This is a genomic window from Streptomyces sp. NPDC047869, from assembly GCF_040704065.1.
In the GTDB taxonomy this organism is placed as follows: domain Bacteria; phylum Actinomycetota; class Actinomycetes; order Streptomycetales; family Streptomycetaceae; genus Streptomyces.
Genome location: NZ_JBEYRK010000035.1, coordinates 9,254 through 31,261, shown reverse-complemented (window position 1 = coordinate 31,261; position 22,008 = coordinate 9,254). Strand labels below are relative to the sequence as shown.

At 69.0% G+C, this 22,008-nt stretch carries 18 protein-coding genes and 1 pseudogene; 10 read left to right on the top strand and 9 right to left on the bottom strand.

The features are described from left to right. Positions 1-73: 73 nt before the first annotated feature. The gene (locus tag AB0924_RS32335) at positions 74-205 is read right to left on the bottom strand and encodes a hypothetical protein (RefSeq protein WP_366913347.1); all 132 of its coding nucleotides are present in this window, start codon (positions 203-205) and stop codon (positions 74-76) included. 559 nt (positions 206-764) lie between these two features. After that, positions 765-926, bottom strand: a complete 162-nt coding sequence (locus AB0924_RS32330) for a hypothetical protein (protein WP_366913346.1) — start codon at positions 924-926, stop codon at positions 765-767. Positions 927-1,090: 164 nt separating this feature from the next. Here AB0924_RS32330 and AB0924_RS32325 point away from each other — a divergent pair, with 164 nt between their 5' ends. Continuing rightward, complete coding sequence (locus tag AB0924_RS32325) at positions 1,091-1,696, top strand: helix-turn-helix domain-containing protein (RefSeq protein ID WP_366913345.1); 606 nt, start codon at positions 1,091-1,093, stop codon at positions 1,694-1,696. A 139-nt stretch (positions 1,697-1,835) separates the two neighbouring features. Beyond that, entirely contained in the window at positions 1,836-2,150 is a 315-nt protein-coding gene (locus AB0924_RS32320; RefSeq protein WP_366913344.1) for a hypothetical protein, read from the top strand. A gap of 71 nt (positions 2,151-2,221) precedes the next feature. On the opposite strand, the gene AB0924_RS32315 is transcribed toward AB0924_RS32320, so the two are convergent. Then, entirely contained in the window at positions 2,222-2,599 is a 378-nt protein-coding gene (locus AB0924_RS32315; RefSeq protein ID WP_366913343.1) for a hypothetical protein, read from the bottom strand. Between the two features lie 585 nt (positions 2,600-3,184). On the opposite strand from AB0924_RS32315, the gene AB0924_RS32310 reads away from it, so the two are divergent. Beyond that, on the top strand, positions 3,185-3,430 hold the full coding sequence (locus tag AB0924_RS32310) for a hypothetical protein (RefSeq protein ID WP_359253808.1): 246 nt from the start codon (positions 3,185-3,187) through the stop codon (positions 3,428-3,430). A gap of 306 nt (positions 3,431-3,736) precedes the next feature. On the opposite strand, the gene AB0924_RS32305 is transcribed toward AB0924_RS32310, so the two are convergent. Beyond that, on the bottom strand, positions 3,737-4,393 hold the full coding sequence (locus AB0924_RS32305; RefSeq protein WP_366913342.1) for a PP2C family protein-serine/threonine phosphatase: 657 nt from the start codon (positions 4,391-4,393) through the stop codon (positions 3,737-3,739). Between the two features lie 104 nt (positions 4,394-4,497). Between AB0924_RS32305 and AB0924_RS32300 the strand changes: the two genes are divergently transcribed. Further along, positions 4,498-5,315 (top strand): IS5 family transposase gene (locus AB0924_RS32300; RefSeq protein ID WP_366913341.1). Its coding sequence is split into 2 segments (ribosomal slippage): positions 4,498-4,846 and positions 4,846-5,315, totalling 819 coding nucleotides; the frame shifts between segments, so codons are not numbered across the junction. Here AB0924_RS32300 and AB0924_RS32295 read toward each other — a convergent pair. The 3 genes from AB0924_RS32295 to AB0924_RS32285 all read right to left on the bottom strand — a co-directional run bounded on the left by AB0924_RS32295 (position 5,295) and on the right by AB0924_RS32285 (position 7,566). Further along, positions 5,295-5,717 (bottom strand): hypothetical protein, encoded by a 423-nt coding sequence (locus AB0924_RS32295; RefSeq protein WP_366913340.1) that lies wholly within the window; start codon positions 5,715-5,717, stop codon positions 5,295-5,297. The two genes, AB0924_RS32300 and AB0924_RS32295, sit on opposite strands and share 21 nt — an antisense overlap. Before the next feature lie 580 nt (positions 5,718-6,297). Beyond that, a complete protein-coding gene (locus AB0924_RS32290) occupies positions 6,298-6,777 on the bottom strand; it encodes an SRPBCC family protein (protein ID WP_366913339.1) in 480 nt (159 codons plus the stop codon). 381 nt (positions 6,778-7,158) lie between these two features. Beyond that, positions 7,159-7,566 carry an NUDIX domain-containing protein gene (locus tag AB0924_RS32285; protein ID WP_366913338.1) on the bottom strand — a complete coding sequence of 136 codons (408 nt, stop codon included), beginning with the start codon at positions 7,564-7,566 and terminating at the stop codon, positions 7,159-7,161. 509 nt (positions 7,567-8,075) lie between these two features. Here AB0924_RS32285 and AB0924_RS32280 point away from each other — a divergent pair. From AB0924_RS32280 to AB0924_RS32255, 6 genes and pseudogenes are all read left to right on the top strand, one after another. Next, a complete protein-coding gene (locus AB0924_RS32280; protein WP_366913337.1) occupies positions 8,076-8,339 on the top strand; it encodes a hypothetical protein in 264 nt (87 codons plus the stop codon). Positions 8,340-8,507: 168 nt separating this feature from the next. After that, the gene (locus AB0924_RS32275; RefSeq protein WP_366913336.1) at positions 8,508-8,981 is read left to right on the top strand and encodes a hypothetical protein; all 474 of its coding nucleotides are present in this window, start codon (positions 8,508-8,510) and stop codon (positions 8,979-8,981) included. Beyond that, positions 8,978-9,718, top strand: coding sequence for a hypothetical protein (locus AB0924_RS32270; RefSeq protein ID WP_366913335.1), 741 nt, complete (start codon positions 8,978-8,980; stop codon positions 9,716-9,718). Before AB0924_RS32275 ends, AB0924_RS32270 begins: the two co-directional genes overlap by 4 nt. A gap of 9 nt (positions 9,719-9,727) precedes the next feature. Beyond that, entirely contained in the window at positions 9,728-10,639 is a 912-nt protein-coding gene (locus AB0924_RS32265) for a transporter substrate-binding domain-containing protein (RefSeq protein ID WP_366913334.1), read from the top strand. Positions 10,640-10,923: 284 nt separating this feature from the next. Continuing rightward, positions 10,924-11,337 (top strand): annotated as a pseudogene (locus tag AB0924_RS32260) (IS701 family transposase); the annotation flags it as partial. Between the two features lie 80 nt (positions 11,338-11,417). Next, positions 11,418-11,951, top strand: a complete 534-nt coding sequence (locus AB0924_RS32255) for a hypothetical protein (RefSeq protein ID WP_366913333.1) — start codon at positions 11,418-11,420, stop codon at positions 11,949-11,951. Between the two features lie 473 nt (positions 11,952-12,424). On the opposite strand, the gene AB0924_RS32250 is transcribed toward AB0924_RS32255, so the two are convergent. After that, complete coding sequence (locus AB0924_RS32250; RefSeq protein ID WP_366913332.1) at positions 12,425-18,286, bottom strand: toxin TcdB middle/N-terminal domain-containing protein; 5,862 nt, start codon at positions 18,284-18,286, stop codon at positions 12,425-12,427. Beyond that, positions 18,283-21,771 (bottom strand): hypothetical protein, encoded by a 3,489-nt coding sequence (locus AB0924_RS32245; RefSeq protein ID WP_366913331.1) that lies wholly within the window; start codon positions 21,769-21,771, stop codon positions 18,283-18,285. The genes AB0924_RS32250 and AB0924_RS32245 overlap by 4 nt, the downstream gene beginning before the upstream one ends. Between the last annotated feature and the right edge of the window lie 237 nt (positions 21,772-22,008).

Below are 22,008 nucleotides of genomic sequence, written 5' to 3'. Positions count from 1 at the left end.
GCCGCGTCACGTCACCTCATCACATCGCCTGCTTCGCCTCGGCGCGGGCGGCGTCCATGGCCTTGGCGAACTCTCAGTCCCGGGCGCGCCGCTGGTAGATCGCGGTGTCGGAGACGCCGACAGCGGCCGCGGCCGCGAGGACGGTCGTCCCCGGAGTGCGCAGCTCCTCGAGGAACCGGGCGACGCGCTCTGGGGTCAGCCGCATGGGCTTGAGGGAGCCGTATGGGGCTGAGGCGGCGCTGGCGGCGTCGCCGGCGGCCGCGAACGCCGGGTCGTCACCGCGCCATGCTCCCGGGTCGGCAGGCCGAGAGCCAGGAGACGGAGGTAGTCGGCGCGCAGGGCGTGGCCGCGTTCGGTGTGGGTGTCGGGGTCGCGGCCGGCGAGCGCGACGGCGAGGCGGGTGTCGGTGCGGGCCCGGACCCAGACGGCGCGCAGGTCGACGCCCAGTTCGGCGGCCGCTTCGTCGAGGGCCTGGCTGTGCCGCAGGGCGGTGATGAGCCGGTCGGCCAGGCGGGGCGGGGGCGGTCATGCCCGCACCCTACGGGCGGGCGGTGTGCCCGGCTGTGCTCCGGCCGGGGAAGTCGCGCGGCGCCGGGGCCTTCAAGGTGGGCGCCTTCGGCCGCCAGCGCGGGTGCAGGGCGGCGGTCCCTGTTATCTAGTGTTGCTGGGCCCTCGCTGCAGGTCAGCGCAGGTCTGTGACGTCCAGGCACATCTGGCGCGTGGGTGAGTGCGTTCGGTCTGGTGGTGTGCGGTTGCGTGGGTGGTCAGGTCAGGATGGCGGTGAGGGCTGCGGTCACGGTGGCGGCGAGGGTGATGACGGCGGCGAAGGCGGTGGCGGCGCGGGTGAGGGCGGTGGGGTAGGTGGCGTCGTCCATGCGGGCGAGCTTGCCCGCGCCGGCCGCGGCAAGCAGCGCGATGACGGTCACGAGCGCGGTGGTCTGGAGGATGACGGTGATTGGCCACGCCAGGCTCCCTGGACACGGTGGGGTGTTGACGTGGTCGAAGGTCGCGGAAAGGGTGTGCGCCGGGGTTCGCTGAGACGAAGATGTACACCGGCGAACACATCAGGGCAGGGCCCCGGGGGGAGCACGTGCACGACGAGCGGAGCGGTCACAGTCCGGCATGCACCGAGCTGCGCAGGAGGCTGGCCGACGGGCTGGCCAGGGCCGGGCTGAACCGGACGCAGCTCGCCGTCCGCGCGGGGCTGGGACGCACCACCGTGTCAAAGGCGCTCTCGCCCAGGAAGCCGGTGCCGTCCGCAGCGACGGTGGCGGCGCTGGCCCGCGCGCTGAGACTGCCGGAGCAGGAGCTGAGGGAGCTGCTGGAGTTGCGGCGGGCCGCGGCCGAGGACGAGGAGTCGGGCCCGGTTGGCTCGGGTGGGCCGGGGCGTGCGGTGGGGGAGCGGGAGCCGCATGATCTGGAGGTTCATCCCGCCGGGCACGGCATCGCCGGCGAGTCGGGTTCTTCCGTGGTACGGGCGTTGCCCGGATACGTGGGGCGCGGGCATGACCGGGTGCTGGCCGGTGCGCTGGAGGATGCTGCGGCCGACCGCAGCGCGATGGTGGTCCTGGTGGGTAGGTCGTCGACGGGGAAGACGCGGGCGTGCTGGGAGGCCGTGCAGTCCCTGGCCGGGAAGTGTGGCATCCCTTCGACCCGACCCGTGCCGAGGCCGCGCTGGAGGACCTGCACGGGGTAGGGCCGCGCACGGTGGTGTGGCTGAACGATGCCCAGCACTACCTCGGCGACCCGGCGGCCGGGGAGCGGATCGCGGCGGCCGTCCACCGCCTGCTGCAGTGCGGAGTACCCCCCCGCTCCTTCGCTGGCACGATGATCCCGTGGTTGACCTGGAGCGCATCAAAGCAGACGCCGTGACGTATTTCCGAGTACTCGATGAGAACGCCACCCTGCGGCGCCACTTTCACTACGCCGACGAGGAGGGCGGTCTGTGGTACATCGAGGCCGTACCCGACCGCGGCGAGTTGATCGTCATCAAACAAGCTGAGCTGACTTCAGCCGGCCAGCTCCATCGGTACAGCTGGGAGCACCTGGAGGACGAGCACGGCGGCCTGACAGACCAAGCGATCGACCCTGAACAGGATCCGCTGGAGGCCATCCCGGCCGACGAGTTCCAGCGGGTGTGGGCTCGGTGAGCGAACTGGACGACCACTTCAGGAGAGAGGGTGGGGCGTCTGGCCGGTGACGTGCACGAGCTGTCGAGACTTCAGTCCGGCAGGCAGGAGCGGAATCGGTGGAGCAGTTCAAGTGCGGCAGGGCTCTCTGCGTCGAAGGTCTGGCCTTGTTGTTCGACAGGAAGACCCGGCCCCCATATACGGGCACCGTGACAGCGGAAGCAGAAGGCAATCTCGAAGAGCTGATCGGTGGAGCTGTGCGCACGAATACCCCATCCCGGGAGGAAGCAGCGGTACGGCTCGCTTCCTGGCAGGTCGGCGATCAGGCACAGGGCCTGCTGGGCTAGATCTCCCTCCCAGATCGCGGCAGTGTCGCCGGCCAGATCCTCCGAACTGAGGTGCCTGACGGGGTCGGTGATGCGGACGACCTCGATGAACTCGGTCTTCCCATGGGTCAGCGGCAGCAGCATGCCCCCAGACTCTCCGATCGCGGCTTCCCTGACCAGGGACGCTCGCGGTGGACGAAACGACGGGTACGGCGATGGCGGCGCCAACATCGGATGTTCTGGCCCACAACGTGGCCGACGGCGCCGAGTTCCTTCGCCGAGCCGGGTTGGAGATCGCCCCGGCGGAGGTAGCGGAGTCCCCGTGGATCGACTGGCGCGGAGTGGGGGCTGAACGCTGGGGCCCGGAGACGAGTAACTGACGCCCTCCCCAGCAGGTACAGCACCTTGGGCCAACACGCTTTCCAAGTCTGTTGGCGGCCCACCAGGGGACGTGCCGCGGCGTTGACCTGCGTTCATGTCCGTCCGGGCGCTCATCACGAGCCGAGGGCTGGACCCGCCTGAACGGTGGCGTCCGTCGCTGAATGAGACGGAAACTGAGACGGACGGGCGTGAGCTGACCAGGCCGTTCGGATCAGCCGCAGGCGCATCCGGCCGCGGCCGGGGTATGGTCGGCGGCCTGGCCGGTGCAGCTGGCCTGTGGTGCTGCGGTTCCTCGGCTTCAGGTGCCATCGGCGTGCTGCGGCTACGGGACTCGCATACCTTCACGTCATGGACTTCAACATCACTGCGGGGGAGGAAGCCGTCGTATTTCACGTGGCGAGCCGTGTGCAGGATGGCTTCTCCCTCACGGATGACGACTTGGCGGAGGAACTGGGCGAAGAGGTCCGCCCACTGCTGCAATCGCTCCTGGGCAAGGGTTGGCTTGTCGTTGACGAGGATCGTGAGCTGGCTTTGTCCACGATCGCGCGGCACGTCGTGTCCAGCCGGAGGGATGCCGAGGGGCCGCAGGCATAGCAAGACCGACCCTTCTCTGCTCGGTCGGTCCCTCGGAGATCTGCGGGGACCTGTGGGCCGCCGGTAGGGGCTCCTCACCACATCCGGCCCTCCCGGGCCACCGAACAACTTACGGAGCTGCTTTGGCGCGAGTGATCATGGCCCCTTACGCTGGCCCGCGGATCGGGCAGGCTTGTGGACCTGCCCGTTAGCCTCCGCGTTTCACTTGCGATGGCGTCCGGATCTTGAGCGGGAACGCGAAAGTGCCCTCTGCGTGTCGCCAAACTGCGGCTGCCGGGGTGGCGGGGTGCCCTCCTCTCGACCGGTTCAGGAAGTGTGCCCGAACCCGTTCGAGTGGACGACGCGACCATGGCGGCGGCGCCGGTGGTTGTTGTCTAGCTGACGGTGAACGGCGACAAGAGCGGCGTCATCGCTGAGACGTCCGTGGGTATGGGCGAGCAGATCGCGTTGGATCTGGTGGAGCAGCGAAGCGGGGCTGGCCCTGTTCCACTGGGCGACCCGCGTTTGCAGGTTGTAGAAACGGCCGTCGGGGTCGCGGGCTTCGATGACGCCGTCTGTGTAGAGCAGGAGGGTGTCGCCCGGCTCGAAGGCAGCCCTGTCGACGACGTAGGCATCCGGCCCCTCTCCCGCGATTCCCAGCGGTGGCGCGGGATGCAGGCTGGGGACCGTGAGGATGCCGGTCGGGCTGAGCAGCAGCGGAGGGGGATGGCCGCAGCTGATCATTCGGATGATGTGGTCTTCGTCGGGGATTTCAAGCAGCAACGCGGTCGCGAAGCGCTCGCCGGCCTCTGCGGTCAGCTCGAAGTCGGCCAGGTAGCGGGTCACGCTCTGCTCCAGCGTGGCGGCCAGATCGGGAAGCGTGGCGTGCCGGTGGGCGGCCTCACGGAAGGCTCCGAGGAGGTTGGCGGCTTCGCCGATGGCGGACAGGCCCTTGCCTCGGACGTCTCCGATCATGATGCGCACTCCGCCGGTGACGCGGGTGGCCGCGTACAGGTCACCGCCGATCTGTGCCTCCTCCTCGGCGGCTAAGACCGTGTCCTATGTGGTGAGCGCTCGTTGGGCTGTGTATGGGGCGGGGTACGTGGAGTTGGATTGTTCCGGACGGCCTGTGGGAGATCGCCGAGCCGCTGATCCCACCGTCGAAGGTGCGGCCGCAGGGTGGGGGAACGCAGGACACGCCTGATGAGACGCTGTTCGCGGCGATCATCTACGTGCTGGTCAGCGGTTGTGCCTGGCGGGCCCTCCCGCCGTGTTTCGGGATATCGAAGTCGACCGCGCACCGCCGGTTCCTGATCTGGTCGCGGGCCGGCGTGTGGGGTCGGCTGCACGAAGCGGTGCTGCACCGACTCGATGACGCCGGCCTCGTCGACGTCTCGCGCGTGGTCCTCGACTCCGCTCACGTGCGGGCTAAAAAAGGGGCGAACTCACAGGTCCGAGCCCCGTGGACCGGGGCAAGCCGGGTTCCAAGATGCACGTCCTGTCGGACGCGAACGGACTGCCCCTGGTCGTCGGTGTCTCGGCCGCCAACACCCACGACAGCGAAGCTCTGAAGCCCATGGTCGAGGGTCACCAAACGAGACACGACCCCCACCGCGGCCGCCACTTCAAGCCTCAGCGCCTGCACGCGGACAAGGCGTATGACGTCCCCCACCTGCGGAAATGGTTACGCGGCAAGCGCATCGGCGTGCGCATCGCCCGTAAAGGCATCGAGTCCAGCGAACGGTTGGGTCGCCGTCGTTGGGTGATCGAGCGGACGATGTCCTGGCTGTCCGGCTACCGCAGGCTCAGCCCCCGATACGAGCGCGATCCCCGTAACTACCTAGCCTTTCTCGGCCTCGCCGCCGCCATCTGCTGTTACAAGCGACTACTCCGCCTCACCACATAGGACACGGTCTAAGTACAGGCAAGCGATCTCCAGGGGTCCCATGCGCTCCGGCAGCGGCCACAGCACGCCATGCTGCGCGGCCTCGGCAACCGACCGCACCTTGGCCAGCTGGCGCCGGCGTCGCTCGCGCCTCACGCAGAAGACCACGCACAGAGCTGAAAGTACGGCCAGGGCGAGGAGCTGGAACAGCACGTTGCGTGTGGACAGCGCGCCGAAGTGCCAGCCGATGTCTGCCTCTGCTGCTTCGGACAGGAGGCCGATGATGCCTGTGCGTAACGCGTCCGCGAACGTGGCGGTGAGCGCAGGGGCGATCACCAGCAGCGGACCGAGATGCATGTCCTCTGGGGCGAGCTGGTCGACTGTCGCGATCACTACGATGAAACCGATCGGAATGAACAGCAACGCGCGCCTTGACGGTCGCAACTGCCGCACACCGGCCGAGCTGTGCCCAGCGTTCACATCTCCCACATTGCCACCATCCGCGACGCCCGACGAGTGGACGCTATGACGTCCGCTTGGGCACGCAGGGGCCCGTGTGATTTCTCAACGCTCTGCCAGGATCGCGGGGGTGCACGAATGGCCAGTGATTGCCTTCGGATCCGTGAAACCGCAACCGTATGCGAGGCGGCTTCGGCTCCATAGGCCGTGGTCAGCATCCCCGTCGAGGCCAGCAGCCGCTTCCCTTCCCGCCTCAGCCCACCACACCTCCTCAGCTCCCATCCCGTACGCCGCAAGGTCCACCGGCTACGGCCACCCTTGCCGGGTATCCGCTTGAGCATGCTTGCTCTGGTCTACAACTCGTACAACGCCGCCGCCACAGTGTGGGCCTTCGTGGTCGCCAGTCTCATCGTGCTGGCGGTCGGTTGGTACTTTCGGCGTCGGAGGTAGGTCCGACACCCGCTTTAGGAGCAATACCGGTACAGTTGGCGGGTCAGACCGTCTCGGGCGGCACCACGGACATCCTCACAGTCAGCCGTGGATGTCAGAAGTCGGCCGGTGAGTGTCGGCTGGAGTCGTTAGGCGTAGGCGCGCCTTCCAGTAGTTCTTTCAACGCGGCCAGGTCCTTGACGTTTGCCCGCCGCACAGCTGCAGCCATCATCGGAGCGCTAACTTTGGCCAGACCGGATGGCTCGCCGCGGTTGCGCAGCGTCATCCGGGTATGGTCAGCGTCCACCGGCTGCCAGGTGTAGGTCGTTTCCATGGGAAACGGCCCCTGCGTGGTGCGCATCACGAGTTGTTCGGAGGAATACTCGATGACCTCGTACGTGTAGGTCAGGGTGCGCCCCAGGAAGCGGGCGACGAAGTCGAGCTTCGAGCCCACAGCGAGCGGCGGTGAGGTCTGCCAGCGAACAGAGACGATGTTGGCGTACCAGTGCGGCGCGTGAGTCGGATCCCCGGCGTAGGCGGCGACCTCCGCATATGGACGGGCGATCACGGTCTCGGTGAGCACGTCGACAGCCATGACCTCCACGTTAGCGCGGTCGTTCATGCTCGGGAGCCCGACACACGTGCTGCCCGCTCAGCCGGCACGCCGCGAAGGCCGACCTGTGACAACAGTGCCGGGGCCCTCAGCTTGGGGAGCTTGGGTCTCCAGCGGACGATTGCTGGGCTGACCTGTGCTGGAGCAGCTTGGGCACCGGACTGATCGATGACCTGGCCCCCGCCATTCCCTGTGGTTCCCCGCACGACCTGGCACGCTTCTGGCACGACCTCGGCGTCCTGAACTTTCGGCTGGAGGGCCATTGACGTCTGGTGAGCTGACGAGTCAGCCATCGACCGTTGTTTGCGGTCAGCTGCGGTCGTGGTGGTTGCTGTACTTCCCTGCCGTACAGCGGTCACAGGATCAGGGAAGCCGCCCAGCCTCGTGAAGCGCGTCGAAAGCAAGCTCGTCGACGGCCGAGACTCGGCCCCGATCGGCATAGCGGAACCACGCCTTCTCGGCAATCTCCCTCGACGGGGTCAGCTCACCGCGGTGATCGGCGGTGTAACAGATCATCCGGAAAGGGCCGTGATCAGGATGGCCCTCGCCGATCTCGAAAGTGCCGAAGTGCACCATGGAGCCGGGGTCGATTACCGCCTGCAGTTCCTCGTCGATCTCTCGCACCAGGGTCTCGCCGTCGGACTCGCCCGGCTCACGATGACCGCCCGGGAAGTAGAAGCGATCTCTGCCGTGACTACGCGTTACCAACACCTGGTCGTCCCGAACCAGGATCCACGCCACCTTCTCCGGCACATCGCTGCCATTCGCCATGGCTCGGGACCGTATCGGAAGGCATCGTCTGCGTCAGCACCCTCTAGCCTCAGCCACGTCGCTGGCGACCTCCGCATGAGGAAGCCGTTGCCAACGAAAGCGTAGCGATGAGCCTGGGGAACGACCGCTTCGTCCCGAAGCAACTTGGGTCGCCGCTCGACCTGGGGCGGATATGCCTCTCACCTGGGCTGATGGTCCGCAGACCTTCGTGGTCGTGCGCCGGCATTCGTCGGCGCTGTCACGCAGTTAGACACGCACACGGTGCGTGCCTTCGCCACTGTGCTCCCGCTGAGGCCTTGGACTTTGGGCGAATCGAGAAGGGTCATGGCCGCTCCGATGAACTTCCCAAGAGGTCGGCTCAGTTCCGCTAGCGCCGCGTCGACGCGGTCGGCCTCGTAGAGCAGTGGGTTCTCAGACCGATGAGCAACCGTGATGTAGAAGTTGACGTCAGGGTCTGATGCAGGTTCGGGTGACCGCACCTGTCACCCGAACCTGCATCAGACCCCTCGGTGGGCACGTGGCTCGTGCTCGACACCGGTGAGGCCCAGGTCCATCTCGGCAGCGCGGCAGAGGCATACACGCGGACACGGGTGCTGCACGCCGACGGCGGCCCGGACGTCGGCGCGGCGGCAGCGGTCCTGCTGCTGGAGTTCCTCGACGATGCCCGGCCCGACGTGCACAGGCTCTCGACCGCCGCGCTCGCCGGGCGTCCTGTCACCTTCGCCGCTGCGGCCTACTCCGCCAAACGCGGGACACATGATGGTATTTCCTGAAAGGATCGAGCCGTCGCGGGCTCCGCTTTAGGGGTCCCGCGACTTCATGCGCGTGTGACACACATCCTCGCGGACCAGCACCCCCGGCCGACCGATCGCATACCCCGGGACACGGTTCATCTTGCGGGTGTGACGCCGAGTGGCTGTTCGTGAACGCATGGTCAGGTGGTGTCCGGCCGGACTCCGGCGGAGAAACTGGAGGAACGCATGTCCGATTTGTTGGCGACCGCGGCTGTGATCGCGCCCTTCGTCAGCGCGGCCGCGGCATCTATGGCCGATGCCCTGGTCGATTCCGCACAGACCAGACTCGCGGATGGCGCGGTCGAGCGGGGGCGGCAGCTGCTGGACAGGGCATTGCACCGAGGAGCCGACGAGCAGCCCACCGAGCAGGACAGCGACGCCGTCCGGGCGATCGAGGCCCTCTCCTCGGACGAACGCGAGGTCCTGGAACGGGTGATCGGCCGGTGGCTGAGCGACGGCGACGATCTGAGCGCCCGCTCCCTGGAGAGGCGGATCATCCAGGCACGCCCCGCAGGCAACCAGTTCCATGTCGCAAGCTACGGGAACAACTCGCCGGCGATCGGCGAGGTGGGCACCTTCAACTTCAACACCACGTCGGACAAGGACAGCGCCGGAAAGTGAGCGGCAACCCGGCGGAACAGTACAGCGCTCAGACCAGCGGGGACAACGCACCGGCGATCGGCTTCGTCGGCAAGCTGTTCCTCAGCGTCTTCGTCGGTGACGTCGTCGAGTTCGCCGACAGGGCGAAACACTGGGGTGGCTGGAACTGGCCGCCATTCCTGCTCGTCGTCCTGCTCGGCAGCTACGCCCTGATCAGCGCTCCCGACGGTCCGCCGCACCAGTTCGACTACGTGTACCTCGCGATCGCCGGTTCCCTCGTTCTGGCACTCGCACGGCTGGCCCACCCCAAGAGCGACAGGCTGGCCCGGCACTGGCGCGTACTCATCACGGCCGCGGCCGTGATGCTCGCGGTCGCCGGCACCGTCGGCATGGATTATCTCTCCGATCACGGCGAGATAGACGTCTCCGGCCGCACCCGTCTCACACCGCGCGGCGAGGTCACGAAGGGCTCCAAACTGAGTCTCGTCGTCACGGGCCCCACCGACCGCGCCCACCTGCGGCTGACACTCACGATCTCCGACGCCAAAGAGGGCGAGGGGTTCTGCAAACCTGAGAGCCACTACGCCGCTCAGATCCGTGACCGTGCCAGCACCCGGGTCGAGAAGGTGCACAGCGGCCGGACGGTCGACTTCCCGCTCGGCGGTCTCCAAGATCAGATCGAAGTGCAGATCACCCTGTGGACCGAAAAGGGGTGCCAGATGAATGTGTCCGTCGCCGAAGCCGTTCTGCACGACTGAGAGGATCCCGTGCCCGCCACGCCCCCGAAGCCACGCTCGTCCGTCCGGCTGCCCGGCCGGATCGGCGGGTCGGCCGCCGTCCTGGCCCTGCTGCTGAGCCTCGCCTCATGCTCCTCCGAGGAACCCGAACCGGAGTTCCTCGGCATGCCGCGCATCACGGTCGCCACACACAACGACCTGCCAGGCATGTCGTACTCCGAGAACTACGACCGCTCCGGACTGGACTTCCTCGTCTTCCAGCACGTCAAGGAGGAACTCGACCCCGTCCCCTTCACCGAACCCGTGGATGTCGCCTCAGGCGGCAGGGTCACCCAACTCCGCAAAGAAAAGGCCGACATAGTCATCGCCTCGTTCTCCATCACGGCGGAGAGGATGAAGCTGATCGACTTCGTTGGGCCCTATCTCAAGACCAGGCAGGGGTTTCTCGTCGGTCCTGACAGCGCCGACGTGCAACGGCTCTCCGATCTCAGCGGCACGAGAATCTGCACCTGGGAAGGCACCACCTCGAAGAAAGCGCTGGACGACATCAAGAACACCGTCCACGCCGAACCGGTCGTCCTCACCGACGCCTCGGATTGCATCAAGCAACTCCTCGACCACGAGGTGCAGGCGGTCTCCACCGATCAGACGATCCTCTACGGCTTCGCCCAGCAGTACGAGGACGACGGGCTGCGCGTCGTCCCCGACGTGACCGTCGGGGTACCGCAGGACTACGGGATCGGCCTGCCGAAGGGACACCGGAAGGACTGCCGAAAGCTCAAGGACTGGCTGAAGGAGTATGTCGGCACCAGCACCTGGACCAGGGACGTGGAGACGTCCCTGCCCGCTCTCACCGCAGCGGACACGGCCTGGATCAGCAAGCACAAGCCGAGCGACGCGGAGATCGAGGCCCGCTCGTGCCGCGACAGCATCAGCCCCTAAGCGGCCGGTAGCGATGGCGTCCTCGCACCTGCTGGCGCACCGCGCAGGCCGGCTCACCGGCCCGGCGGCGGGGGACCGTTCGAAGTGTGTCCCGTCACGAGCTGGCCTCAGGACTTCTCTTCCGGCGTTCCGCTGTTCCCGCTCCAGACGGCTCTTCCTGGGCTTTGGAAGAGATACGCAGGCCGCCTGCCACAGTCTGCCGGGTGGTTGGGGGCGGGCGGCCTGTTGAGCGGCGGTGCCATCGACCAGGGGGCCTTCGCCCAGGTGACCGCGTTCCTGGCTGCACCGGCGAACTCGCCTTCTACCGCTGCTTCCCGCCCGGGCCGGCGGCACTGTCTGAACTGGTGCGGGTGGCCGGACGGCGCTGGACGATCGAGGAGACATTCCAGGCCGGCAAGGGTTTGACCGGCCTGGATGAGCACCAGGTTCGCCGCTGGACCTCCTGGCACCGCTGGGGAACCCTTGCGATGCTCGCCCACGCATTCCTCGCCGGCACCGCAGCCACCGAACGGCGCGACCAACCCGCCCTCGACGGCCTGATCCCCTTGACCGGCAACGAGATCCAGCACCTGTTCGCGGCCCTGATCGGCCCGGTCCACGACCTCGCACACCGCCTGCGCTGGTCACACTGGCGACGCCGACACCAAGCCCGCGCCCGAGCCTGCCACTACCGACGGCAAGCAACTGCCCAGCCGTAGAGGCTCGTGTCCCCTGACCGGTGGCGATATCGAGATGTCGCGAGGTCGGTGCCGATGCATACTTCCTCACCGTGGAAACCATGACAGGCGAGCTGAGGCGCCTTCGATCCGGACCGGGATCCGAGGATGACGACCAGCCCCGGCCGTTTCTCGTGCGCTGCCGGTTCATTGCCGAGCATCCGGCCCAGGTCATAGCCAATGCGCGTGCGGTACTCACGTGCGTGGTCGCGCAGATGGCTGAGTGGCCGGCGGATGAGCTTTGGCCGCAGCTGCTGCCGAACTGGTTCATCCAGCGGTGCGCACCCGAGACTCCGGAACCGGAGCACGGCGAGGCTTTCGACATCGAGGCGTGGCTGCGTCATTGGCGGGCCATGACGCCAGAGGAGAGAACGGCCGTCGATCAGGGACCGCGGACGCTCTCGGGATGGCTGTACTACTTCGACCCGACCGAGGAAGGAATGGGAGACGACCGCAGCTGGTGGTGGTGGCACGCAGGAACCGACGAGTCGGGCGGCTGGGTGCAGGTGGCCACCACTGGCTGGCCCTTCGGCAGCGGTTCGCTGTCCTGGCTGATTGAAGCCAGTGGGGGTACGGATCTCGTCTACGGGCTATGACCAGCGACTCGCCATGATCGCGAACTACGGCTGGAGTACTAGGTGGCTACTATGACCGGAATGTGCGGGAAACGTGCCGTGTGCTCGGCGCCGATGACCTGAGACTCGAGGCACGGCCACTGCTGTTTCTGTGTCTCGTTGGCAATCGTGGTTGCGCTGAGTGACAGATGAAGCCAGAGGACGAGTCGAGTCGGGTATCGGTGCGGACTGGTGTGCGCGGGCTGCGGGTGGGTGGGGCTTTACCTAGAACGGACAACGGACAGGAATGAAGGACCCCCATAAGCCTCTAGCCGACTTCTGGCCGCTCTACTTGGGGTCTGCCTCACAGAGTACGAGCGGCACGGGTTCACACTCGAGACCGAGGATCCGGTGGACGTGTTCATGGTGCGCGAACCGGAGGCCGATCGGCGTCGGCGGTCCACGAGATAACGCGTGGACCGCCCGCCGAAGATGTTCGACCGCGCTTCCCGGATTCAGAACGTGCCGCTGACCGAGATCTTGGCGCTCTTCTCCTTGAGGAGGTCGATGACATCGTCGACCAGGTCGAAGGCGAACAGGACCGCCACCGATTCGATGAGCAGGGTCCCGGCGACGGGGTTGAAGACGAAGGTCTGCAACACGTTGAAGCCGGTGGGTGCGCCGAAGTTGAGTGCGGTGCCCGCGAGGCTGGTGGCGGCGCTCGCCGCTCCTTGGCCGATGGCGGTGGAAGCGCCGGCGCCGGTGTTCGCCGCCTGTCCTGCCGCCTTGGCGCCTTCGGCGAGCGCGCGTCGGGTCTCGGCGCCGGTGGGGAACCGGGGATCGATGTTCCCGGTGCCAAACCAGCCCTGGGCGAATCCGTAGCTCGCTGCCCCGAACACCAGGCCGGTGACGAATCCCGCCAGCGCCGACTGCCAGGTTTTCTCCCAGATCTGGCCGAGCGAGCCCGTGCCGCCGGCGAACCCGGCCGCGAACCCGGTGCTGGCACCGAGCAGCGCCCCGCTGACCGCCCCGGAGAGCAGGAACGTGGCCAGGGACTTGGCGCCGAGCGCGGCCGCGAAACCGGCCCCGGCCAGTGCGCCGCCCAGCGCCGCGGCTCCGGCCAGCGCCGCCCCGAGCAGGATGCCGAGCACGATGTCGCCGCCGGCCTGTGCCGCGGCGATGCCACCGACCGCGCCGCCGACCGCCATCGCGGCGAAGACCCCGATCATGGCGCCCAGGGTGATCAGTCCGGCCCCGAAGGTGACGACGGTCAGTACGACGACGGCCACGACCGCCACGATCGCCAGGGCGATCTGCCACCAGGCGCGGCCCGTGGGGTCCCGCAGGGTGACGGGGTCGTTGGCGGCGTAGGCGTAGCGGTTGAGGCCCACCGGCTGCCACAGGTCCGTGGCGACGGTGTCGGGAACGAGATAGCGGCCCAGCACCGGGTCGTAGGGCCGCTTCGGGGACAGGTACAGGCTCACCTCTTCGAGCAGCTCGTACCCGTCGTAGGTGTCTCGCGGCCGGTCTCCGGGCTGCAGGGAGAGGATCCGGCCGAACGGGTCGTACGCGATGCGCTGGACGACCGTGCCCATGCCCGTGGTCATGAGGCGGACCGAGCCCCGGTGGTCGGTGTGCCAGCGGGTGAGTGACCTGCCCGGGACGAACTGCCCGATCCGGCTACGGCCGTCCGTCACGATGCACAGCAACTGCCCATCGTGCAGTTCGACCAGTTCGTCGAGGAGCACTGTCCGCAGGGTACGGCCCGCTGTCTTGATCTCGCGTACGGCCCGTTCGTCGAAGGCCCCGTACGACACCTGGGCGCCCACCGCTCCGGTGATCTCGACGAGACGGTCGCGTCCGTCATAGCTGAGCGTTCCGGCGCGGCTGCTGGTCTGGCGGCCGGCCGCGTCGTAGTCGTACTGCTGCGATCCTGCCGTGGTGACGCACACTGGTGGGGCGCCGCGCTCGCCGTAGAGGAAGGTGCCCACGTCGGTACGGGAGAGGATGTTGCCCGCCGGGTCGTAGGCGAAGTCGAGGGTGGGGCCGGACGCGGGCTGGGCGCGGGTCAGTTGGTACAGGTCGTCGTGGCTGTACGTCCACGTGTCGGCGGGCGTCGCTCCGGACACCGTCAGGACGTGCCCGGCCCGGTCGCGGGTGAGCGTCTCCTGGTCGAGGAGCCGTCCGGCCGCGTCCGTCACCTCGCTTGCGATGAGCCGGGACAGCACGTCGTACCGCTGTGTGGTGCGGACTCCGCCGGTGTAGACGGTCCTCACCGGTCGGCCGGCCGGATCATAGTCGATCGAGTCGACCACTCCGGGAATGGCGCTCAGCAGTCCTCGTGGGCCGTACCGGTAGGTCAGGACCGGGCCGGGGGTGTCGGGGGTGGCCCCGGGGTATTCGATGGAGCACACGCGGCCCAGCCGGTCCGTGCGGCGCCGGAGCGCATGTACGGTCCCGTCGGTCAGTTTCACCCGGCGCAGTTCGACCTCACCGCGCACGTCGTAGTCGAAGGTGAGAGTGCCGCGTACGTCGTCGACCGAGGCGAGGCGGCCGATGCGACGTCCCGGGGCCACGCCGTCGACGACGTCGGCCTGGTCGAGATAGTGGTAGACGACGTCGGGTTGTCCGTCCTGAGTGCTGCGGACCATCCGGTTGAGCTCGTCGAACCGGTATCCGGCGTGCTGGCCCACGGCGTTGCGCCGGTCCACCAGATTGCCCGCCGCGTCATGGACGAAGAGGACCGTGCCGGTCGCCGGGTCGTCCACCCGGATCCGCCGGCCCATCAGATCGTAGGTGACGGCGGTGACCCTGCCGTTGGCGTCCGTGATCTCCACAGGCTGATCACGCAGGTCGTACCGGTAGCGGGTGACGACCTCGGTGGTGCCGGACCGGGACACCACCCGGCCGACCCGGCCGGCCGCGTCGAGGTGATAGCTGGTCGGTGTGTCCTCGTGAGCGCCGCCGGCCCGGGTGTCCTCCTCGTCCCACAGGTCGGACCGGCCCGGGGCGTGCGTGCCGAGCCGGAACGCGCCGTCGGGCAGGTCCACCCGCAGCGGCCGGCCGAGTGCGTCGTAGCGGGTCGCCAGATGCGCCCGCGCCTGGGTCGGGAGCTGCGGATCGGATCCCACCGGCGTCCGGTACGGCAGGTACTGACGCGCCACCAGCCCCCGGGAGTTGCGCCACACCGCATCGGTCACCAGCCAGGATCCGTCGCCGTCGAGGCGGGCCACGCCGGTCTCCCGGCCGTCGGAGTCCACCAGCCGACGGGAGGTGACCGTGTCGCCGCGGTCGGCGCGGGGGTACTCGACGGTCTCCACCGCCGCTCCGGCCGGGTCGAGCAGATACCGGTAGACGACAGTGGGCGCGTCGGACTCGTCGCCGGGACGGAACTCGGCCACCGGCCGGGCGAGGGCGTCGTAGGAGTTGCGGCGAAGCCCGCCGTTGCCATCCGTGAGGGTGGCGGGTCGCAGGGCGTAGTGGTCCACGGTGGCCTCGACGACGTTGCCCCGGGCGTCGGTGCGGCGCACCGGGAAGAGCCGGTCGGTGTCGAGGCCCAGGGTCACCGGTGTTCCGCGTGGGTCACGGCTGACGAGGGTGCCGGGCGTTGAGCGGTCGTAGCGGCGGACGTAGACCCACCAGCCGCCCTCGTCCGTCCTGCGGTGATAGCCGAGTTCGGCTAGGTCGGGCGGGTCGCCGCCGTACACGGCGATCACCTGGTCGTCGCGCAGCACCAGCCGTTCCTCGGAGGTGACGTGACCAAGTGTCACCGAACCCTCCGGCAGGCCGGTGAAGGGCTCACCGTCGTATCGCAGCACCCGGGCGTCCACGACCGTGCCGGTGCCGTCGGTCTGGGTGACCCGGGCCGGGCGGTCGACGAGCCAGCCGTCGGGGTTGGTGGCATAGGCGGTGGCCGTGCGCAGTTCCTGTGTTGCCGCCGGGTCGCTGGCGAGGGTGTTGCGCTGCACCTGCTCGGTGATGTTGCCGAAGTCGTCCCAGCCGAGGGTGGTGGTGACGGTGGTGCGCCAGGCAATGGCGGCACCGTCGAGGTGGTCCTCCCGCCGCTCTGTCAGCCGGGGGGAGGCGACGGTGACGCCGCCCACGTCGGCGAGGTGTGCCTGCCAGGTCTGCCGTACTTCGAACAGCGGGGGTTGGGTGTCCGGGTCGCTTCCGGCCGGGTAGCCGGCGGAGCGGATCACCCTGCCGCGCAGTACCTGGGCCACGAGCCGTTCGGCAGTGGTGGGCGGGCGGTCGGTGCGTTCGGGCGTGCGTCCCAGGTGGAACTCGGTGCGCTTGAGTAGTGCCTCGACGGTGTCGTCGCCCTCCTCCACCTCGTCGACCCGGGCGAAGCCCAGGAACCGGCGCAGCGCGGGGTCCCAGTGCCCGTTGTGGTAGGAGAACCTGCTGACGCGGGGGGCCGCGGCCGGTGCCGTCTGCGTCAGACGGGTCACCACGGGCAGGCAGAACGGCAGTGACGTCGACCAGGGCTGGCCGCGTTCGGCGTCCCGCCGCGCCTCGGCCGGCGAGGTGCCGTAGTCGATCTCGGTGACGTGGCCGAGGCCGTCGTCGATCCGGTTCAGCAGGTAGGGCTTGGCGTTCAGGTCGACCATGCAGGCGGTGGGACGGGTGCGGTGCCGGGTGGTCAGCAGCAGTCCGACACAGCCGGTGCCGCGCAGGTCCACCGGTTCCACCCGCTCGGCCGCGAAGCCTGGGACAGGAGCGACGGTGATCTCGGAGCCGAACGCGGCGCCGCCGAGGTTGGGCCAGATCCGCACCGCGGTGGTGTCGACGTAGACCAGGTCGGCGCAGCCGTCCCCGTCGACGTCGGTGAGTAGCAGCCGGTCCGTGCGGTAGCCGGCCGGTAGCACCGGGCTGTCGGCCATGGTGCGGGCCGGCCCCCATCGGCCGTTGCCCAGGTTGGGCCAGTACCGCACCCGCCCACTGCGTACCTCGACCAGGGCGGCCAGACCGTCGCCGGTCATCGGGGCGACGTGGATGTCGGGCGAGCGGAGGTCGACGTCGGAGAGCGGATCGGTACTGCCGATCCGCCTGCGTTCCACGCGCCGCCAGTCCTCGGCGCCGCCGGCCGTGGACACTGTGGCCAACACGCCGTCGGCGAGCCTGAACAGGTCGGCCGCGCCGTCTCCGTCGAGGTCGAGCAGGCGTACGTCGGAGTCCCAGGGCGTGAACGTGGGCGCATAGGCGCTCACCACCGGAGCGCCGACCACACCTGTGCCGTCCATCGGGTAGCGGTGCCTGAGCCCCCGGCCGACCGCAACCAGGTCGACGCGACCGCGCCCGCTCAGGTCGGCCGCGAAGACGGTGGCGCCGGGCGGAGCACCGGGCAGCCCGGTGCGGGCCAGGCGGCGCGGAGGGGCGAAGGCCAGTCCGCCGCGGTTGCGGGTCACGGTCGGCGTCGGGCCGAGCGCGACCGCGTCGGGCAGCCCGTCCCCGCTCAGGTCGGCGACCGTGCCCTGCGGTGCCGCCAAGACCCGGGCGACGTCAGGGCTGACCGCCTGCACGGCGAACCCGCCCCCGGTGGTGTAGCCGAACGCGAGCCGGGGGAACGTGGCCGTGCCGCCGTCCGCGGTGTGCCCTGAAAGGGTCACCCCCGCGAGCAGACTGTGCCCGGTCGGTCGGCCCGCAGCGTAATCGAGGGTATACCGGCGCAGCAGGCTCGGGGCCTGCGCCGGGGCGTGCAGTTCGATCGATGTGCACCGCCGGGTGGTGGTCAGGGGGAATCCGGAACGGCCGTCGAAGATGGGGTCGGGCCGGGACTCGTAGTGCATTTGGAGCCGGTACCTGGCCCAAGACACCGACTCCGGCAGCCCGTCCGCGGTCCAGGTGTGGACGATTTCGTCGCCGGACGGCCGGATCGAACGTTCCAGCAGCCAGGCGAACACCCGGCCCGGGTCGGCCGGATCTGCGATCCGGGCGGTGGCCGTGGTGCCGACCAGGTGGCGTGTACCGGAGCGGTCGGTGAGTTCGAAGCCGTCGCCCTGCCGCCGGATCCGCCAGCCCAGCCCGTCGGTCTCCGGCACGAGTTGGCCCGCATCCCCCGGCACCTCGACCAGGGGTCCGGCGCCAGGGAGGACCAGCGGATCCTTTCCGTCGTACCGCGGCAGCCGCCCGTCGCAGGACAGTTCGATCCGTAGGACGGGCAGTGACCAGCCGAACCCGAACGGCCCGTCGCCGAAGCCCGTGGCGTACTGGAGGGTCAGCTTGGGAGTGTGGCCGTCGACGCCCTGCGGGAGGTCCAGCGGGACGGCGTAGCCTCCGCCGCCGGTGTTGAGGTCGGGGGTGAAAGCGCCACCCAGCCCGCCCACGGCGCCACCGCCCTTGGGCAGGCTGAGCACGTCCGGAGTGGTGCCGTTCACGCCGCACCTCGCTGGGTGTAGCCGTACTCCACGAAGAGCAGGACGTCGTACACGGTGGCGCGGTCGGGGCCGTCCGCGGGGGTGGCCAACTGCCAGTCGCCCAGCACTGCAGCGCCCTGCAGTGCGGCCAGGGACGGTGTGGTCGAGGGCACCCGCCCGGTGCCGTCGGGGGTGACATCGGCGGTGGCGCCGCCCGGTGCGGTGATCGTCAGGGGTACGGCCGGGGCCGGGCCGTCGGTGCCGAGCAGCTGCAGCGACACCGAGCGCACGACGGGGGCGAGATGCTGGTGCGGCAGGTACTCGGGTCCGACGAGCAGGGTGGCCGTGCCATGGCTGCGCCACAGGAAGAACCGGTCCGGGAAGTCGCTGCCGAGGCTGAAGGACGTGCTCGAACGCAGCGCCTCCGCAGGCAGCGGAATCGCGGCGACCGTCTCGGCGAGGGATCGGTCGAACTGCGCCTCGAAGTGGAAGGTCACCTGGACGTCGACGATGAACCGGAAGTCGACGTCGTTGATGTCCGGCGGGTACCGCAGTGTCCAGCCGGAGGCCATGCCGACGCCCTCGAACACGCTGAGCAACTCCGGGCGCGGCCGGAACAGCACGCTGTCGTCGCGGCCGTAGGAGCTGAGCAGCATCGTGTCGACGTTCTGCAGCCGCCACTTGACGGTCCCGTCGAGCGCCCGGTACTGAGAGGTTCCGCTGTTGACCAGCGTGCCGCGTAGGCCGCCCTCGGGAACCAGCCCGATCACCGCGACCTCGACGGCCTGGATGCGGTGGTTGCAGGAGCCGGGATAGTCGCGCTCCAGGTCGGACAGCAGGGTGTTGAAGGAGATCTGACCGGTGGTGCGGAAGCCGGCGAACGCGTACGGGAACTTCTCCGCCAGCGAGACGACCAAGCCGGCGCGCAGCGTCTTGTGGGTGGTGCGGGTGATCCGGTCGTAGGTGAAATACTCGATATCGGCGAGGAGTTGGTCGGAGCCCAGGATCCCGTTGACGGCGCCGGCCGTGTAGTCCGCGCGGATCCGGTCGACGGTGGTGTCGTAGTCGAACTCGTAGGCCCGCTCCATGAGCCGGGCGATCCGGGTCGCCCAGTACAGGTAGCGCTGCGCCTGCGCCCGCATGAAGCCGGCCAGCTGCCGCCACACCTCCGGGGTGAAGAAGCCCTGTTCGAACCCGCTCGCCAGATCCTGTGCCTGCTGCCGACGCAGCCTCGCGGCCTGCGCCGCGAGGTCCGCCGCCTGCGCCCGGGCCTGCGAGAGGGCCACTTGGTCGCTCGACTGCTGGGCGGCGAGCGCGAGTTCGGCGATGTTCTGCTGCATCCGAAGCAGCTCGTAGTCGCGGTTGATCACGCCGAGCCGGTGCCGGTCCGCGGCGATGACCTCGTGGATCTGCCGTCCGTCCCCGGGAATCGGGTTGTTGAGCTCCCAGGTGTTCTGCGAGCTGTACCAGGCCATCTGTGTCTCTAGCGCGATCTGTTCGCCGGACATCGCGGAGTAGGCATCGCGCGCCGCCTGAGCGTGGGCCCGGCGCTGGTTGGCGAGGTCCTGCGCGGTCCGGGCGAGCTGGACCTCCTCCTGAGCGGCGGCGGCCTGCTGGTCGGCGACGGCCCGGTCGGCGGTCGCGGCCGCCACCGCCTGATGCAGCTGCAGCCGTGTCAGTTTCCCGGTGTCGTAACGCTCCATGAACTGGATGAAGTCCCGCTCTGCGGCCTGGGCCTGCTGGCCGAGGAACCGGGCTGCGTTCTGCAGGTAGTCGAAGGTGAACGGCGGCACGAAGTCCACCGGAACCCCGAACCAGTCCAGATTCCGGGCAAGTTGGGCCACCTTGGCGGCGATGTCGAGCACGACCGCGCCCAGACCGGCATCGAGGTTCCCGGGCAGTGTCTGTGTGTCGTCCAGCAGGGTGGCGACAAGGGCGCCGACCTCGGCGAGCGCGGGCATCATGTACAGGTCGGCGCTGCCGCGGGTCCCGTCGGCGGCCACCACCGCACCGTAGGTGGCCAGTGCTTCGGCGAACTCACCCTGACGGTACAGCGCGTCGCCCTCGCCGAGGTAGGTGTGCGCGAGCCGCAGCCACAGCACCGGTGCCTCGAGGTGCCGGTTCAGGTACGGATACTCGGCGGCCCGGTACAGCCACAGACGGGCGTCGGCCCAGTCGCCCAGCCCCGCGTACGCCTCCGCGAGGCCGACCGGGATCACGTAGTAGAACAGATGGGCGAGCTGGACGGACAGGTCGACGGCGGTCAGGACCGACCAGCGCAGCTCCAGATGTGTCTTCGCGTCGGGCCGGATCCGGTACGCGGCCGACAGGAGTTCCTCGACCGACGGCGCGGCGGCCCGCCGCCAGCCGACGGTCCTGATCTCTGAGCCTATTGCGAACCCCGCCGTGTAGCGAACCTCGCGGTCGTCGTTTTCCAGGGTGCCCACGAGGGGGTCGCTGCGCCATGCCGTGCGGATCAGCGGGTCGCGGACGATAAGCCGGATGCCCTGGCCCAGCGCCTTCTGGACATCGGCGCTGACGGCCCGGGCGCCGCCGTCGACCCCGTCCGTCAGCAGCCCGCCGACGCTGAGGCCGACACCAGTGACGGCATAGTCCATTGCACCGTCCAGGAGACCGGCCACGCCCTTGCTGTTCGTCTGACCGGCGGTGCCCAGTCGGCCGAGCGACCGCATTACGCCCAGGGCTTGCCCCACCGTGCCCGCTGCCCTCCCGGACGCCGCGTCGGTCTGCTTGAGCACCTCGTCGGTCTTCGCGGCCGCACCGGTTGTCGCCACGACGACCGCCAGATTGTGCATGGCCTGCGCGGAACCGAGCGTGTCCCCGGCGTCGCGGAATCCGTCGCCCGCGGCGTTCAAGAGCTCCAGGGCCTGATCGCTCAGGCCCGCCTGGGCGGCCGCGGCTCCTGCGTTGAGCAGGAGGCTCGCGCGGGCGACCCGGTCGTCCTTGGCCTGGTCGGCCGCCACCGACAGCCTCTTGGCCGCAAGGTCGTACTCGCCCCTGTCGAAGGCCACCATGCCCAGCGTGGCCATGTCGGTGAACGGCGAGTTCCCGTCCGTATCGGGCCGGGGCAGCGCCTTGGCGGCTTCCCCGTAGCCGCCCAGCGTGGTCCGGTCGATGTCCGCCTGGATGACGGGCGGATCGGGCTTGCGGGGTACCAGGTCGCCCAGCAATACCGTGCCGGCTCGGACGACTTCCTCCAGGTGCGCAATGTCGTGCGGAGCGCCGAAGCGGGGGTCGACGGCCGCCGCCTGCGCCGACCCACCGTTGCTGAGGAGACGGAATATGCGGTTGCGCAGGGACTGGTAGGCCTGGACGGCCCCAACGTAGTCCCCAGCCTGCATCAGCTGATGAGCGGCGTCCAGTCCTGCCTTGATCTCGTCGAGCACGGCGGTGCGCGGTGCCCCCGGGGCCATCGTCGCCTCTCCTGCCGAGGCTGCGACCAGTGGGTGGGCGGAGTACAGAAAGACAGCGGTGTCTGGGCTCATGGTCCCTCCTCGCGCCGAGACAGTGGGGTGTTCGGCGGGTGGATGCGGATGGTGAAGGGCTGCCCGGGTACGTGGAACCTCCCGCCTGCGGGCTGGGCCTGTCAACGCAACTCCTCGGCAATGGCGTGCGAAAGGACCCGAATGTCTAGCCTCGGTCCGCCGCGTCGCGTACCCCGCTCGAGTCGCAAACTCGTTTGTTAGTACCGGCAGTTGGACACTCGTCCGAAGCTGGTGCGC

Excerpts from the sequence above, each read along its gene's own strand:
- AB0924_RS32310 (WP_359253808.1), top strand. The coding sequence starts at position 3,185 with ATGGACTTCAACATCACTGCGGGGGAGGAAGCCGTCGTATTTCACGTG.
- AB0924_RS32315 (WP_366913343.1), bottom strand. The coding sequence starts at position 2,599 with ATGCTGCTGCCGCTGACCCATGGGAAGACCGAGTTCATCGAGGTCGTC.
- AB0924_RS32285 (WP_366913338.1), bottom strand. The coding sequence starts at position 7,566 with ATGGCGAATGGCAGCGATGTGCCGGAGAAGGTGGCGTGGATCCTGGTT.
- AB0924_RS32245 (WP_366913331.1), bottom strand. The coding sequence starts at position 21,771 with ATGAGCCCAGACACCGCTGTCTTTCTGTACTCCGCCCACCCACTGGTC.
- AB0924_RS32255 (WP_366913333.1), top strand. The coding sequence starts at position 11,418 with ATGACAGGCGAGCTGAGGCGCCTTCGATCCGGACCGGGATCCGAGGAT.
- AB0924_RS32290 (WP_366913339.1), bottom strand. The coding sequence starts at position 6,777 with ATGGCTGTCGACGTGCTCACCGAGACCGTGATCGCCCGTCCATATGCG.
- AB0924_RS32335 (WP_366913347.1), bottom strand. The coding sequence starts at position 205 with ATGCGGCTGACCCCAGAGCGCGTCGCCCGGTTCCTCGAGGAGCTGCGC.